Raw genomic sequence first — 15,080 nt, forward strand, 5'->3', positions numbered from 1 at the left:
TTTTGCGTAGCAGAAGGCGACGATGGAGTTGGCAGTTTGCGTCGTGATCAGTCTTGATCGGTGCGAAGAACCGAGATGAAGGCTTTTTGCGGAATGTTGACGCTGCCAAATTGCTTCATTTTGGCTTTGCCCTTCTTCTGCTTCTCCAGCAACTTCTTTTTGCGAGTCACGTCGCCGCCATACAACTTGGCGGTGACGTCTTTGCGATACGGAGCGATCGTCGTCCGCGCGATGACCGTGCCACCGATGGCTCCTTGAATCGGGATTTTGAATTGGTGACGAGGAATCGCCTCGGCTAATTGCTCGCAGTAGTGAAGCGCGCGGGCACGTGACTTTTCTCGGTGGACCAAGTAAGCCAGTGCATCCACCGGTTCTTTATTGACCAAGATGTCGACTTTGACGATGTCAGTCTTGCGATATTCAATCGGCACATAGTCGAACGAACCATAGCCGCGAGTGATCATCTTCAGCTTGCCGTAGAAGTCGAACAGGACTTCCCCCAGTGGCATCTCGCTGGTCACTTCCAAACGTCCGGCTGAGAGATAATTCATCGTTTGGCTTTCGCTGCGATGTTCACGGCAAAGCTCCATGACCGGACCCACGTATTCTTCCGGGATCAAAATTTGAGCCTTGATGTAGGGCTCGCTGACCGAATCAATCGCGGATGGGTCGGGCCAATAAGTCGGGTTGTCGATGTCGAGTATTTCGCCATCTTTCATCCGAATCTGATACAGCACCGAAGGCGCGGAGATCACCAAACCGATGTCAAATTCTCGCTGCAATCGTTCTTGAATCACATCCAGGTGCAACAGTCCCAAGAAACCGCAACGGTAACCAAAGCCAAGTGCCGCTGAGCTATCTTTTTCGAACGTCAACGCGGCATCGTTGATCGACAGCTTTTCAAGAGCCTTGGTCAGGTCTTGGTATTCGTCGGTGCTCATTGGATACACCGACGAGAACACCACTTGTCGAGCGGGTTGATAACCGGGAATCGGTTCGTCAGCAGGTTCGTTCGCGAGCGTGATCGTGTCGCCGATTTCGATGTCCTGCACCGACTTCACACCCGCGACGATGTAGCCGACTTCACCCGCAGACAACGATTTCTTCGGCACCAACTTGAACTGGTTGTAGCCCAGTTCATCGACGGTGAAATCTCGATCGGCATGCATGAAGTGAATGTCGTCTTTGGGACGCAATGTGCCCTGCATGATGCGGCACTGCAAAATCACACCGCGATACTTGTCGAAGTAAGCGTCAAAGACCAATGCTTTCAGCGGTGCTTTGGGATCGCCGGTCGGCGCGGGCAAGTGCTGCACAATGCCTTCCAACACATCCTCGATCCCTTGCCCCGTTTTCGCGGAAACGGGTATGGCCGCGAAAGGATCCAGTCCCAGATCTTCATCGATTTCCTCCCGGACCCGGTCGACGTCGGCGGCCGGCAAATCGATTTTGTTGATGACCGGCAGCAGTTCCAGGTCGTACTCCAACGCCAAATACAAATTCGCGACCGTTTGGGCTTCCACGCCCTGCGACGCATCCACCACCATCAGCGCGCCTTCACAGGCCATCAGCGACCGGCGGACTTCATGGGAAAAATCCACGTGACCGGGCGTGTCGATCAAGTTCAGTTGGTACTCCTGCCCGTCTTTGGCGGTGTAGTCCAACGTGACCGTGTTGCTTTTGATCGTGATCCCACGTTCGCGCTCGATGTCCATCGAGTCCAGCATTTGGTCGTGAAACTCGCGCTGCGTGACGCCTCCGCATGCCTGGATCAGTCGGTCGGCCAGGGTCGATTTGCCGTGGTCGATGTGGGCGATGATGCAAAAATTGCGGATCTGTTTCATGTCTGTTCATTGGACGTGGGAGGGAACGTCTCATCCTAGTGAAAGAGGGGTTCGATCAACAGGGATTTGCGACGTGGTTCGCTTCGGGCAATTTGCGAATTTTTTTCGTTTGAACTGAATTTCCTGCCCAGCCGTCGCCGATACCGAGGATGAATTGATCTTCCGCCGAAAGCCGATCTTCGAGATGATCGACGATTCGGAGGACCGTTTATTTTGTTTTCAAGGATGTGTCATGCGGACATTGCTTTTGCTGGGACTGGCTGTCGGTGCGGCATTCATGGCGGGATGGTTCACCATCGAGCGTGATGGCGACACCACTCGGATTGAAATCAACAAAACCGAGATCCGCAGCGACGCCCGATCCGCAATCGATCGCGGCCGAGAAATTCTGGACGAGCGTCAACAGGCTCAGGAAGCCCAGCAAAACGGCGGGCAGCCCGGGTATCCACCTCAGGGTGGCTATTATCCCAACGGTGCCGCGGCCAATCCCAACGCATGGCCTCCGCAGGGTGGCACACCTGTCCAAGGTGCGGGTTACTCCACGCCCCGCCAAAACCCGCCGAACTACAACACGGCCCCCAATTACAATCCGGCGCCCAACTACAACGGTTACCCACCAAACCAACCGGCCCCCGGGTATCCAACCCCAAACTACGGTGGCAACGCGCCGACCGATGGACAAAACCGATGGGACTCGGCTACCGCACCTTGGAACCAGCAATATCGCTAACAGCACCGATTCCGGTCGGAAGTCTCCCCCGAAGTGGCCCCGCAAACACAACCATGTGATTGCTGAATTCGGCTGCTGAGGACAGAAATTTTCTCCCCTCGAGAGTCTGTGAACCATTACCTTTAAAATGGTTCACTTCTCTTCTCAACGACTTCTCGGGGATTCGCGATGTTGGTTCACCATCCGTCGCCCGTCTGCCGCCTCGCGGTTTTCGTGGTTTGCTTGATGCTCACCGTGGTGCCCACCGCCGCGCAAGACAGCCTTGATGCTTCCATCATTGACGATGGAACTCAACCAGCAATTGCTGATCCGGGTGCAGCGGGTGGTCAATCGCTCGCGGATTTCAGTCAACTGATGCAACTGATCCAAACCACGGTGGAACCCGAGTCATGGGAAGCCTTGGGCGGCGTGGGAACGATGGCTCCTTACCCCGCCGGGATCGTTGTCTCGCCCGCTGGCTTGCTGAGCGAACACGAACCAGCAACCGACAACGACTCAAAAGACGTGGACTGGCAACAACAAGCCAACTCATTGCTGCTGGATGCCACCCGATCTCGTCCGGATTCAATCCGCTGGAGTGCAGATGACTGGAAGTCGCCTTGCAAGATTCGATGCATTTCGGTCCGACGTTGGATGCAAGCACTTGCTGCCGCCCCGCGGCCAACAACGCCCGACGCGCCAAACAACACGAACATCGATGCACTGACGATGGCCGGCGGCCTGTCCAAGATCTCCTTGGTGCTGATCACCGAAGACGACATTCTCTTGGCTGGAACGGTCGGGGGCTTTGAGAAAGTCGACGGTTGGTGGATTGATCGCAAGAGCGGTTTGCCGCCGGTGAACTTGACGGCTTTGGCGGTTGGGTTGTCCGCTGCTCGCAATCAACAACCGTTTGGTTGCACGATCGATCCCACCACGGAAGGACTGCAACGTGCAGCGGCGGTTGGACAACAAATTGTGTCCGGTGCCATCGCAACAGGCACCGCGGCGGAATCGCTGGCGGAGGCGCTGGGTCGTCAAGACATCCGAGTGTTTGGAACACACGCGAATCATGAGGTTGCTTGGCTGCTGATCGAAGCGGACCGCCACATGAAGCGATTGGCTCTCGGTGAAACGGACATGCCCGACGGCGTGAAGAACTACTTGGAAATCGTTCGATCCACCGCCGCCAACTCGCCGCCTTCGGACCTATTGCTTCGATTGTGGTTCACGGGCCAACCGCTGCACGTCCGTCACGAGAAAGTGAACTCCGATCACGTGTGGCAATTGGCGGGAACGCCTTTGCGACTGAGCGGAGAAAACGAATTGGCGTTGCTGAGCGGCCAACGCGGCAATCGTGTGCTTGATCCATCCACCGAAGCGTTCGTGAATCACTTCAACCAACAGTGGCAGACCATTCGAACGAAGTACCCGCTCTACGGTGCATTGGAATCTGTCTATCAAGCCACCGCGGTCGCACAGTTATGGTTCCTACATGCGAGCGACACCGCGGCACCAAGCGACCACGAAACTCTTCAACGAGCCCTGCTGCATTTTGCATCAAAACGATCGACACAGTTGGCAACGCCAACGGAAGTGGAATCCATCGCCGTCATGCATCGCTATCGTCAACGCAATAAAATGCATCAATTGGTCATGGCCAGCGGTGGCGTGAGCATTCAACCTGCGGACTTGCTGCCGACGCAAATGCAACCCCATGCCAGCTTGCGAGAGTATCGAACCCTCGCCGAGTCGCGTCCGGACGATCGTTGGTGGTGGAATGCCTTCGACAACTGATCGTGAGTGAAATTCACTTGTCGAATCAGTGAATTTGCGACTCTCGCTAGAACACTTCGCGATAGAGTGACCGGGTGGAGTCCTCATCGAGTTCGATCGGATTGAATGTGCCGGTCCACTGCTGAAGGGCATCGTCAACGAACTGACCGATGTCGGACGTGGGAATGGAAAGCTCGTCCAAGCTGGTCGCCAGGTCCGCTTCGCGCATCCAAGCCTGAATCAATTCGGCCAAACGGTCCGGTGCCGCGTCCACACTGACGTTGGGTTCGACTTCACGAAGCAACTCAGCGTACCAATCGGCATGACTTGTCCCATTGAATCGAACCACGGCCGGCAGCATCAATCCAACCGCTTGACCATGAACCACATCATGCCGCGCGGTCAGCGGATTCGCGGTGGCATGAGCGGCACCCAACATCGATGTTTCGATGGCCATGCCGGCGAGGCATGCTCCCAATTGCATGTCGGCACGAGCTTCCAAATCATCGGGCGTCTGCAGAACACGAACGAAAGACTGGCCGAGCAATCCAAACGCCCGACGACTGTAGGTGATCGACATCGCGTTGCGTTTGCGACTGACGTAGGTCTCGACCGCATGCGAGATCGCATCGATTCCGGTCAATGCGGTGACCCCGCGAGGCTGCGTTAGCGTCAACACAGGATCCAAGACCGCGATTCGGCATGCGGCTTTGGGATCACCACACGCCATCTTCACATGCGTTTCGGCATCGCTGATCAAAGCAAAACTCTGGGCTTCGCTTCCTGTCCCGGCTGTCGTCGGAACGGCGATCATCGGCAACATGTCCGCGGTGGCTTTTCCGACGCCATGGTAGTCATGGATCCGGCCACCGCAGCTGTAGACGAAGTTGATTCCTTTGGCGCAATCCATGCTGCTTCCACCGCCCAACCCGATCAGCAAATCCGGCTGGAATTCCGCGGCAACTTGAACGCCCGCATCGACCATGGCTGAAGTGGGGTTCTCCGCGAACTCATGAAAGGCCTGAACCTCCCAATCGCCTTCGCGAAGTGAGCGAGTCAAACGCTCGAAATGGCCCGCCGCCACGATGCCAGGATCGCACACCACCAACACGCGAGGTCGACCGAGGCTGAGTGCCCCTCCGATCGAACGAGCCAGCTCGCTGATTTGATCGGAAACGTTCGGTCCAAACACGATGCGAGTTCGTGGATGAAGATCAAACGATTGCATACGGAGACTTCCTCGATGCGGGGCGGGAAAAGGGTGGCGGGACGTAATAGTTGAGCGAATTCAACGCTCACGCCAAACCCCACTGGCGTCGCAGGGCCCATTCAACGGACAAAGCCCCGGCAAACAACAGAAAAATGAGCCATCCGCTGAGTGGACCGTCACCCAAGCGAAATTTTTCGATGACGGTCCGCACGGATTCGGTGCGTCGTGAACGAATCGTCTCCACCAATGCGTCCACATCCTCGGGCTGGTAAACACGGCCGCCCACGCCGGAAGTCGCATCGGCCAACTGCCGCAGCAACGAATGATCGGTCTGCGACGTGGTCAACTCTCGCGTGTCGTCCAAAACCTGAAACGCAACTTCCGCCGGCTCCAGCGATTCGGCATTCGCCCCCTCGGAACGAACTCTCAGTCGATGAAATCCCGGTGGAAGCTCAGGCAACTTACCCGACCAAATCCGCTCCGCCTGACGCCCACTGTTTTCTGCGCCGCCGATGGGCACGGGGATCGTTTTTCCAGACTCCAAGATCACCTCCGCCGCTAACTGCCGGTTGGATCCGTTCGACTCAGCATCACTTCGATCGGTCGCCGTGAACGATGGTTGTTCCGTTCCCACGAACCTTCGCGGTGATAGCTGCAACTGAAGCGATAAAGAAGCATCCTCCTCCCGCGCCAGCGACCACAAAATCAACTGCCGCCAAAACCGTCGATGAAAGTCACCCAACCCGGCACGACGCCATGTCCAAGTCGAATCGAACGCCAAAGCAGCCACACGGCCTCGACCGTATTCGCCGATCACCATCAACGGTTTTTGCCGCGGCGACTGCAACAGGACCTGCACGCCAGGAGCCACTCTCACCGATGGCCACGGATTCACCCCGGGCATTGCCGGCAAGTCTTCCCAACGAACCAAGCGGTCTCGTTGCATGACTTGGATCGAAGTGATCGGATGCGATGTCGCGGGTTGCATTGTCACCGGAGATCGCATGGCATCCGGAACCGTTGCTTCGACTGGATCCAGCGGACCGGGCGGTTGCCGCAAACGATCGTCCAGTTGGACCGGTAAAACATTCGCCAATGGCGTATTCGCGTAACCGCCGCGACTGTAAGTGTGTTCGCCACCCAGCATGATCAAAGCCGTGCCTTGGCCAACCGCTTCAGACAACTGCTGCAACTGCTCGTCACCGAGAGCCGCCGAATGCAAGTCGCCCAAAATGATCACGTCGTAGCGTCCCGGCGAAAAATCATCCACCAAATCGATCGGCCATGAATTCACGGTGTCGCGAGGGATCCACCGGTAGGTCAATTCAAGATCCAAGAACTGTCCGAGAGCCCAACGCAAATCCTTCTGCTCCAAACGCGGTGTTCCCTCCAAATACAACACCCGGCCGCCACCTTCACGAACATCAACAAAGGCGACCTGCGAATTGTTGTCCGTGATCGTTTCTCCCGTCCGAGTCTCCATTTCCGCAATCAAACGGTACTGCCCAGGCTTGGGTGCAACGATTGGTATCTCAAGCGAGGTCACTTGATCCATCTTGTCAGGTGTGATCGTTCGGTTCGCGGCCGTCGCCGTTTGACCGTTCTCATCCAGCCAACGCAGAGACACCTTCACCGGTGATTGCACGACACCTCGCGAGCGAACTTGGAACGCGACCAAAGACTCATTGCCGGTGAACATCCGCAACGTTTCCGGCAACGACTCCACCGACAGATCAATTCGCCGTGAAGCCTCATCCGGTGGCCCCAATGGCACCGTCCAAACCGGTACTCCCATCGCTCCAAGCAGTCTCGCCTCACGCTGCGGATCCGCAGGAACGTCGGCCGACGCCTCGCGACTGTTTGCGATCTGTGTGCCGTCGCTGAACAGGACCACGCCCGCCAGCGGGCTGGTCCTGCCGCGGTCCATCGCCAAGGTCAGGGGCGCAGCCAAATCGGTCGCTCTGCCGGTGTGTTCTTGTTCCCCAATGCGATCGGCGATTGTCGCCAGTTGCTCGGTGCCACTCTCGTGAATCGATTGGGCTGCTTCGTCAAAGCCCATCACTACCACTTGCAACGCTTGATCCGAACCCGACAAACCTGAAATCAGTTTCTGCGCCGATTGTTTTTGTTGCTGCCAACGATTCATGGCCTCGCCCGACGACAATTCCATGCTGGCCGAGGTATCCAATGCAATCGCCAACGTGGCCGCAGCCGGGCGATTGTCAGACTGAACCAGCGACGGACGTAGCAACACGAGCACCAAAGCAATCGATGCCAAACCACGCAGCGTCAACAAAATTTGACGTCGCCGTCCGCTCACCCCCGGCGGCAAGATGACAAACATCATTGCAACGATGATCGCCACCAGCGTCAACGCGATCGGCAGCGAACCGTAAATGGGATCCAGCCCCCAACTCATATGGCTTCTCCCGCTCGGCGATAGAAGCGGTTGCTCAGCAGTTGTTCTCCTAAGAAAACGATCACCGCCAACAACATCATCGGGCCATGCAACGAGACCGGTGGCGAACCACCCAGCCGGCCCTGAATTGACAATTCGTTGCCCGATGAAGATGGCGTCCATTGCTGACTGCCGAACCGCCGATCCATGTCGGCCGGCTGTGCACGTTCATCGACGGACCAGACTGGATCCAGATTGGTTGAAAAGCCTCCCCAGTAATTCGGGCCACGTAAGAATGTGGTTCCGAGACGGCCATTTCCTACAAATACTCCATGTTGTTCACCAAGACTCACTTCCGCAACGTCAGTGGTCTCGCCCGCCCCCACAGTTGTCGACACCGGCGGAAACACCAAAACCCGCGAAGCCTCCGCTTCCTGCGACACAGGCTCTTTTCCCGCAATGATCGCGGGGTCTTGATCCGGAACGACCACGGCGGCTCCCACTAACGCATTCAGCGACGAATCGGTGACTCCCGTGGCCCAGTGAACCATGCTTCGCCAAGTCACGAAGGCAGGCCAAGGATCCGATCCGCTGAACAACTCGTTCCACGATCGTGACGCCGCGGCCAACGCCGGCAGAGGCGTGGTCATGATCAGCAAACGCCCATCCGACTGGTCATTGGAAGTCTTGATTGTCCGAGTCAGCATCGCCGGATGTTCGGTTCCCGCAAACTGCATCGGAATTTGCCAACCCGAGTTGGATTTGGGCCGGCACTGCCAATACCGATGAATACGAAACGCGTTCCAGGCGGGCTCATCATCCAATTGTTCCAACGCTCGCAACGCCGGGTGAGAGGATTGCTGCACATCCAAGAACGTGCCAGGTTCAGGCACTCGCCAAGACCGCACGATATCAGGCAGCCGCGTGGCGTTTTCGTCGGCCGCGTCTATCCGGTCTTTCGGACGTGGGACCCCCACCACTTCCATTGATGGCCCCAGCAACACCAAGGCACCACCGCCGCGCTCGGCCAATTCAACCACCTGCTGCCATGCGTTCTGGCTCAGGTTCTCGTGTGAAAGCACCCTTTGCGACTCACCATCGACCCGCAAAGGAGGGTCGATCAGAACCACCGCATCCAACAGATCCCAATCAACGGCGGACAGATCCTGGTAACTAATTCCGGCGACTCGAATGCCAGCCGAATCATCGTCCGGAGGCTGCGGCGCGGTGAGTGCCGCCCCCAGCAGATTGCGTTCGTCAACGTTTTCGCCGACCAACAAAACGCGTGGCGGTGTTGGAAGATGGATCGTCAGATAGCGTCGATCGTCCCACGCAAATCCGTCGTTGCCAATCAACTCGATCACCGCGTGGTGGATTCCCAACTCCAATGGCGGAAGCGTCATCACCACATCCGCTTGGGCACCGGGACTGACACGCACCGAGGCTCGGTCGACGCGACGCAGCGATGGCAACACGACCTCACCATCGCGAATCACGGGCAGCGTTGGATCGCGATCGTACAAACTCATCTGCACCGTCACGCTCAACGAGTCCGCCGGTGCGTCTCCAGTGTTTGACCCTGCTTCCACACCGATCGACATGGAAACCGGAATGGGAACCTGAGGAGCGGGCGCGGCGTCGACCAGCTTTGGCGTCGTCAAAAATCGATTCAGCGGGACTCGATCAGCAGCGGAATCAGCACCTTCCTCCGCAACATCGATTTGCAAAAGAGTGACCGCGACATCGTCCCAAGAGGCTTCGGCTGAATCTCCATCACGAGCCCAGGTTTCAGCGTTCCAGTCCGACACCACCACCAACTGCTTGCCAGGCAGATCACTCGAACGCAGCAACTCCACCGCCGATCGCATGCGTTCATCCATTGGCAACGGATTCGGAAGCGATTGAATCTGTGACAGCCGAACGCGAGCCGACGCGATATCCAATGAAAATCCAACGGGAGTCGCGGAACGATCCAGCACCACTAAACGACTGCCTTCGGGGAGCCGATCCATCACCGCGATGGCTTCGCCGATGGCCCGACGCAAACGAGTCATCCCAGCATCGGAGGAGCCGCCGTTTGCAGTGCTCGTGGAGTTGTTGTTTGGCGACGCTTGGCGGGCGGAGGATGGACCATTGTCAATCAACAACGCCATCGCCACTGGTTGTTCTTGTCCCAGATCGATGTCCTCAGAATTGGCCCACGCTCGCGTCGCGAGCAACATCGAACCCAACAGAGCAACCACCCCGGCGATTGCCATTCCAATCGCGAGCGACCGCCCCATTCCTTTCGCGATCGCGACGCTTGCCAAAACCAGAAAACCAACCCCGGTCGCACCAACCAAACCGATCGTCCACCAAGTGGATGCGGCCGCCGAGGCAATGTGCGGCCGCGCGAGCGCCAACGCGAGTGCCATCACCGCCAAGATTCGCAATGCCAACAGCCACCACCGGCGAACCTGCAACTGGCTGCGTTGCGTGGTCAGTTTGGGACGCAGAAACTGCACGCCGGGGAACACCACCCGCTGCGGTTCACGTTTGGCCAACATGTGCAACGCGATCGGTACCACCGCGGCCAGCGTCCCGAAGATCAGCGTTGCGTTGAAAAACGTCACTGCCCGTCCGTCAGTTCAAGAATCCATTTAGCCAACTGATCCAACGTGCCGGCTTCAATCGTGTGCGGTCCTTGGAAGGGCCGGAACTCCCACTCAGCGGCTTCTTCGTTCAGTGTATCGGCCAACGTCGCCGCACTGGAAAATGGCAGGATCGAATCCATCGTGCCGTGCGATTGCAACACGCGAGTCGACGCCAACCGAGCCTTGCCCTTTTTCGATGCGGCTTCGATCCATTGCGGGCCACACACCAATGTTCCGGAGAACTGAACCAAAATTTCAGGAGGAGGCAGCTCGCTGGTCAGCGCCACATTCATCGTGACCATCGCACCTTGCGAAAAACCGCCCAGCACATACGGCACCTGCGCGTTGGCTTTCGCATTGGGCATCGATTCCAACACCGCTCGAACCGTGGAAGTCAGTTTCTGACTCGCGTCGTCAATTCCGGGTGGTGTCTGGTCATGCAATTGTTCGAACTGAGACGTCTGCAGTAGCTGTTGCAAAGACGCCATGTTCAGAGGCCACCACGCGCGGCCGCCGGGCATGCCTTGATCCGCCAAATCACCCGGTGCCACGGGAAAGACGAAACGGACCGACGTGCCCACCGGCCCGAGCTTCTGAAACAGATAATCCGTCAGCCCGACCAGATCATCGCCGGGGGCACCGTATCCATGACACAAAATCACCGGCAACGTGGGTGCATCCGAACCGTCGACCACGGTGCAAGCCAACTCACCCAACGAGTTTGCATGAAAAGTTTGTTTGGGAGTATTCATGTCTCCCAAGATAGTGCTTTGGCACTGGATGAGTCAGCCCAGGTTTCGTTCGCAATCAAGCGATCGAAAGCCGCTCTGACATGCCATTCAAACGATCATTCCAGCCAAATGAACCCCGGATGCCAAACGTCGCCGTTGCCGCAATCGCCCGTCAGTTGGAAGTGGGCATGCCGAGCTGTCGCATTTTTCGGTAGAGATTGGAACGGTGCAGCCCCAGCTTGCCAGCCGCTTCGGTCATGTTGCCGCCGCACGAAGCGATCAACCGTTCGATGTGCTGAATTTGAAACGCTCGCGTGGCATGATTCAAATTTCCGTCCGCGTCTTCCGCCCAACCCGTGTCCGCCGATGGACGATTCACGGACGGAGTCATCATCAAGTCTTCGGATCGAATCACATCGCCTGAAGTCAGGTAACAAACACGCTCGATCGTATTACGCAGCTCCCGCACATTGCCTGGCCAATCATGGGACAACATCGCTCGCCGAGCATCTTCCGAAAACGTCGGCATCGTACGCCCAATCTGGCGACAGAAATCCTCAAGGAAATGGTTGGCCAGCTCCATCACATCGTCGCCACGTTGCGACAACGATGGCAACGTCAGTGACACCACGTTCAGACGGAAAAACAAATCCTCACGGAATTTCTTGGCTTCGATCAACTGTTGCAACGGTTGATTCGTGGCGGCGATCACTCGAACATCCACCGGGATGGGTTGCGATCCTCCCACGCGAACAACGACTTTTTCTTCCAGGACTCGCAGCAACTTGGCTTGCCCGCCGGCACTCATGTCCCCGACTTCATCCAGGAACAATGTGCCGCCGCTGGCCAGTTCGAATTTGCCGACGCGAGTGTCCGACGCATCGGTGAAGGCGCCTTTCTCATGCCCGAACAGTTCGCTCTCGAGCAAAGTTTCCACCAGCGCCGCGCAGTTGACCGCGACAAAAGGGCCGTTGCGACGTTCGCTTTGATAGTGAATGTGTTGGGCCAAGACTTCTTTGCCGGTCCCATTGCTTCCCAACACCAAGACACTGAGATCCGTGGGAGCCACCTTGGTTGCGTTACGGCGAATCTCTTCCATCGAATGATGGCTGCCGATCAGTGGTTTCGATTGAGCCGCTTGTTCCACCAACCGATCGCGTGTCTCGGTCAAATCCACTCGGGTGCGATAGGACTCGATGGCGAGCGCCGCGTGCATTGCCAGTTCGCTCAACGTTCGCACGTCCGCCGCATCAAAGCTCTCGTTCCGATGATCTCCGGGATCCGCGTTGATGGCTTCGAACACGCCGATCACTTGATCTCGCGAATTGACCATCGGGACCGCGAGCAACGAACGCGTCGTGAAGTTTTGGGCCCGGTCGATCCGCCGGTTCACACGTCCTTCATCGGTGCCGCCGGCTGACCACCAGCGCGGGCTCTTGCTTTGCAATGCTTCGCCGACAATGCCCGCGTTGTCCTCCACCTCCAACACGCCGCTTTCAATTCCGATCGCGGGTCGGCCAATCAACTTCTTCGTTCGTTTGTCCCACAAAAAGATGGTGGCTCGTTCGCAATTCAACACTTCACAGGCACAGTTGGCCATCGAATTCAGTAGCGATGCGTCATCATCCAGTTGCTGCCAAGCCGCCGCGTGCTGCAGCATTTGAGTCGTCTGCCACAACCGACGCGTGTCGTTTTGATGAGACCGTTGTAGCGACAGGTATCGCCCCAACACGGATGCCAACATTCGCAGCGTGGCTTGATCGGCGGGCTGCTCATTGATCGACAACACGATCGCTTCGCTGCCAACGCCGGGCAGCACATCCGACTCGGGTTCGCCGGCGGAAGCAGTCGCGTCAGGTTGCACCAGAGCGTCCACGCCGAGAGCAGCAAAATTGCCCGACTGAACCCATTCGTCGTCCGCAACGGCCTGGCTGGCCAGCGACTCCGCCTCGTCCCAAGCATCCCCGGTCCAAAAAGCGGTCTGCCATCGGTCTCGGTTCTGCTCCACGACACCGCCGCGCAAAGTCGCGTTCTGCCCGACCAACCCCAGCAAAACGGGCATGAACGACGACAACGAGTCAGCAGATGTCATGACATCCTCCGGCTTGGCAGAAGCGCGAACCGAAGGCAAAACCGAATGCGACCGATCCATGGCAGAACGCGATTTGACAACATGAGGGGATGAGTAACCAATCACTCGTCTGATTTCCCAGAGAGAACGTCGGCTTGTCGGTCACGGAAACCACCGCGATGATGTTCACCGCTGGACAGTAAAAAACAGAACCAAGCCGAAAAGGTTGAAGATGCAATTTGAAGGAAAAAAGGGTTTGATCATTGGGGTCGCTAACGACCACTCGATCGCATGGGCGATCGCACAACAGATCTTGCAACAAGGCGGCACCTGCGGTTTCACGCACCTTCCTGACCGAGAAGACGATGAAAAACAGCGAAACCGACGCCGGGTTGCCAAATTGACAGACCCCGAAGATGGCGCCGCATTTTTGCTACCTATGGACGCGAATAACGACGACGACATCCGCACCGTTTTCGAACACACCGAGAAAACGTTCGGAAAAATCGACTTTTTGCTCCACTCGATCGCCTTCGCCGACCGTGACGATCTGGGCCGAGAAACGATGCACACGTCGCGATCTGGATTCAAATTGGCGATGGAATCCAGCGTCTATTCGCTGCTGGCCGTCACCGCCGCCGCTGAAAAGATCATGAACCCCGGCGGTGCCGTGCTGACCATGACCTACTACGGCGGCGAAAAATGCGTGCCGGGTTACAACGTGATGGGCGTCTGCAAAGCCGCTCTGGAAGCCTCGATGCGGTACCTGGCATTCGACATGGGTGCCCGCAACGTCCGCGTCAATGCTCTGTCGGCCGGCCCCATTCGAACCCTGGCCGGTCGTGCCGCGGGCGTGGAAGAAATGCTGACGATGTACGAACACATGGCTCCCATGGGCCGAAATGTGACTCACGAGGAAGTCGGCCAGTCCGGTGCATTTCTGCTGAGTGACGCCAGCAGCGGCATCAGCGGCGAAATCCTGCACGTCGACGGTGGCTACCACGCCATGGGCAGTCCCGGCCGCCTCCTCGACGAAATCAAAAAGCACCAGTAGCTCCTCAGCCCTCAGCCCTCAGCCCTCAGCCCTCAGCCCTCAGCCCTCCCAAAACTCCCCATGGTTCGCACCGCTTCCACAATGATGCCGCTGGGCACCGCTGCCCCCGACTTTTCGCTTCCCGAGACCGACGGCGGCACGGTTTCGCTCGCTGATTTCAAAGATCACAAAGCCCTGCTGGTGATCTTCCTTTGCAATCACTGCCCCTACGTCAAACACGTAGCCGAGCAACTCAAGCTTCTCAGCGACGAGTACATGCAGCACGGTGTCGGCGTGGTTGGGATCAGCAGCAACGACATCGAGAAATATCCCGATGACAACTTCGACGCGATGAAGGCGGAAAAGGAATCTCGCGGCTACGCGTTTCCCTATGCCTTGGACGAAGACCAATCGGTCGCCATCGCTTACGGAGCCGCTTGCACCCCCGACTTTTTCCTCTTCGATGCCGACCACAAACTGACCTACCGCGGCCAACTCGACGCCAGCCGCCCCGGGTCGGACTTGCCCGTGACCGGAAGCGATTTGCGAGCCGCTTTGGACGAAACCATCGCCGGACGATCACCCAAGGAGGACCAACGTCCTTCGATCGGCTGCAACATCAAATGGAAAGAAGGCAACGAGCCGACCTACTTCGACCCCAACGGCACCGCGTGA

Annotated in this window: 10 protein-coding genes; 4 read left to right on the forward strand and 6 right to left on the reverse strand. The window is 57.5% G+C overall.

Annotated elements, in window-relative coordinates; genetic code table 11:
• Positions 1-47 precede the first annotated feature (47 nt).
• Positions 48-1,844: a translation elongation factor 4 gene (lepA, locus tag LOC70_RS00775; protein ID WP_230251354.1), complete on the reverse strand. Its 1,797-nt coding sequence runs from the start codon at positions 1,842-1,844 to the stop codon at positions 48-50.
• A gap of 232 nt (positions 1,845-2,076) precedes the next feature.
• On the opposite strand from lepA, the gene LOC70_RS00780 reads away from it, so the two are divergent.
• Positions 2,077-2,574 (forward strand): hypothetical protein, encoded by a 498-nt coding sequence (locus LOC70_RS00780; protein ID WP_230251355.1) that lies wholly within the window; start codon positions 2,077-2,079, stop codon positions 2,572-2,574.
• Between the two features lie 168 nt (positions 2,575-2,742).
• Positions 2,743-4,350, forward strand: a complete 1,608-nt coding sequence (locus tag LOC70_RS00785) for a DUF1598 domain-containing protein (RefSeq protein WP_230251356.1) — start codon at positions 2,743-2,745, stop codon at positions 4,348-4,350.
• Positions 4,351-4,396: 46 nt separating this feature from the next.
• On the opposite strand, the gene LOC70_RS00790 is transcribed toward LOC70_RS00785, so the two are convergent.
• The 5 genes from LOC70_RS00790 to LOC70_RS00810 all read right to left on the reverse strand — a co-directional run bounded on the left by LOC70_RS00790 (position 4,397) and on the right by LOC70_RS00810 (position 13,393).
• Positions 4,397-5,557, reverse strand: coding sequence for an iron-containing alcohol dehydrogenase (locus tag LOC70_RS00790; protein ID WP_230251357.1), 1,161 nt, complete (start codon positions 5,555-5,557; stop codon positions 4,397-4,399).
• 67 nt (positions 5,558-5,624) lie between these two features.
• Positions 5,625-7,958, reverse strand: coding sequence for a glutamine amidotransferase (locus LOC70_RS00795; protein WP_230251358.1), 2,334 nt, complete (start codon positions 7,956-7,958; stop codon positions 5,625-5,627).
• The gene (locus LOC70_RS00800) at positions 7,955-10,549 is read right to left on the reverse strand and encodes a BatA domain-containing protein (protein ID WP_230251359.1); all 2,595 of its coding nucleotides are present in this window, start codon (positions 10,547-10,549) and stop codon (positions 7,955-7,957) included. Before LOC70_RS00800 ends, LOC70_RS00795 begins: the two co-directional genes overlap by 4 nt.
• On the reverse strand, positions 10,546-11,322 hold the full coding sequence (locus LOC70_RS00805) for an alpha/beta hydrolase (protein WP_230251360.1): 777 nt from the start codon (positions 11,320-11,322) through the stop codon (positions 10,546-10,548). The genes LOC70_RS00800 and LOC70_RS00805 overlap by 4 nt, the downstream gene beginning before the upstream one ends.
• 151 nt (positions 11,323-11,473) lie before the next feature.
• Positions 11,474-13,393: a sigma-54-dependent Fis family transcriptional regulator gene (locus tag LOC70_RS00810; RefSeq protein ID WP_230251361.1), complete on the reverse strand. Its 1,920-nt coding sequence runs from the start codon at positions 13,391-13,393 to the stop codon at positions 11,474-11,476.
• Between the two features lie 211 nt (positions 13,394-13,604).
• Here LOC70_RS00810 and LOC70_RS00815 point away from each other — a divergent pair, with 211 nt between their 5' ends.
• Positions 13,605-14,426: an enoyl-ACP reductase FabI gene (locus LOC70_RS00815; protein ID WP_230251362.1), complete on the forward strand. Its 822-nt coding sequence runs from the start codon at positions 13,605-13,607 to the stop codon at positions 14,424-14,426.
• A 60-nt stretch (positions 14,427-14,486) separates the two neighbouring features.
• Entirely contained in the window at positions 14,487-15,080 is a 594-nt protein-coding gene (locus tag LOC70_RS00820) for a thioredoxin family protein (protein ID WP_230251363.1), read from the forward strand.

The sequence above is a fragment of the Rhodopirellula halodulae genome (genome assembly GCF_020966775.1).
Classification (GTDB): Bacteria; Planctomycetota; Planctomycetia; order Pirellulales; family Pirellulaceae; genus Rhodopirellula; species Rhodopirellula halodulae.

Bases quoted from the DNA above. Each gene is read 5' to 3' on its own strand.
- lepA (WP_230251354.1), bottom strand. From the start codon at position 1,844: ATGAAACAGATCCGCAATTTTTGCATCATCGCCCACATCGACCACGGC.
- LOC70_RS00780 (WP_230251355.1), top strand. From the start codon at position 2,077: ATGCGGACATTGCTTTTGCTGGGACTGGCTGTCGGTGCGGCATTCATG.
- LOC70_RS00785 (WP_230251356.1), top strand. From the start codon at position 2,743: ATGTTGGTTCACCATCCGTCGCCCGTCTGCCGCCTCGCGGTTTTCGTG.
- LOC70_RS00790 (WP_230251357.1), bottom strand. From the start codon at position 5,557: ATGCAATCGTTTGATCTTCATCCACGAACTCGCATCGTGTTTGGACCG.
- LOC70_RS00795 (WP_230251358.1), bottom strand. From the start codon at position 7,958: ATGAGTTGGGGGCTGGATCCCATTTACGGTTCGCTGCCGATCGCGTTG.
- LOC70_RS00805 (WP_230251360.1), bottom strand. From the start codon at position 11,322: ATGAATACTCCCAAACAAACTTTTCATGCAAACTCGTTGGGTGAGTTG.
- LOC70_RS00810 (WP_230251361.1), bottom strand. From the start codon at position 13,393: ATGACATCTGCTGACTCGTTGTCGTCGTTCATGCCCGTTTTGCTGGGG.
- LOC70_RS00815 (WP_230251362.1), top strand. From the start codon at position 13,605: ATGCAATTTGAAGGAAAAAAGGGTTTGATCATTGGGGTCGCTAACGAC.
- LOC70_RS00820 (WP_230251363.1), top strand. From the start codon at position 14,487: ATGGTTCGCACCGCTTCCACAATGATGCCGCTGGGCACCGCTGCCCCC.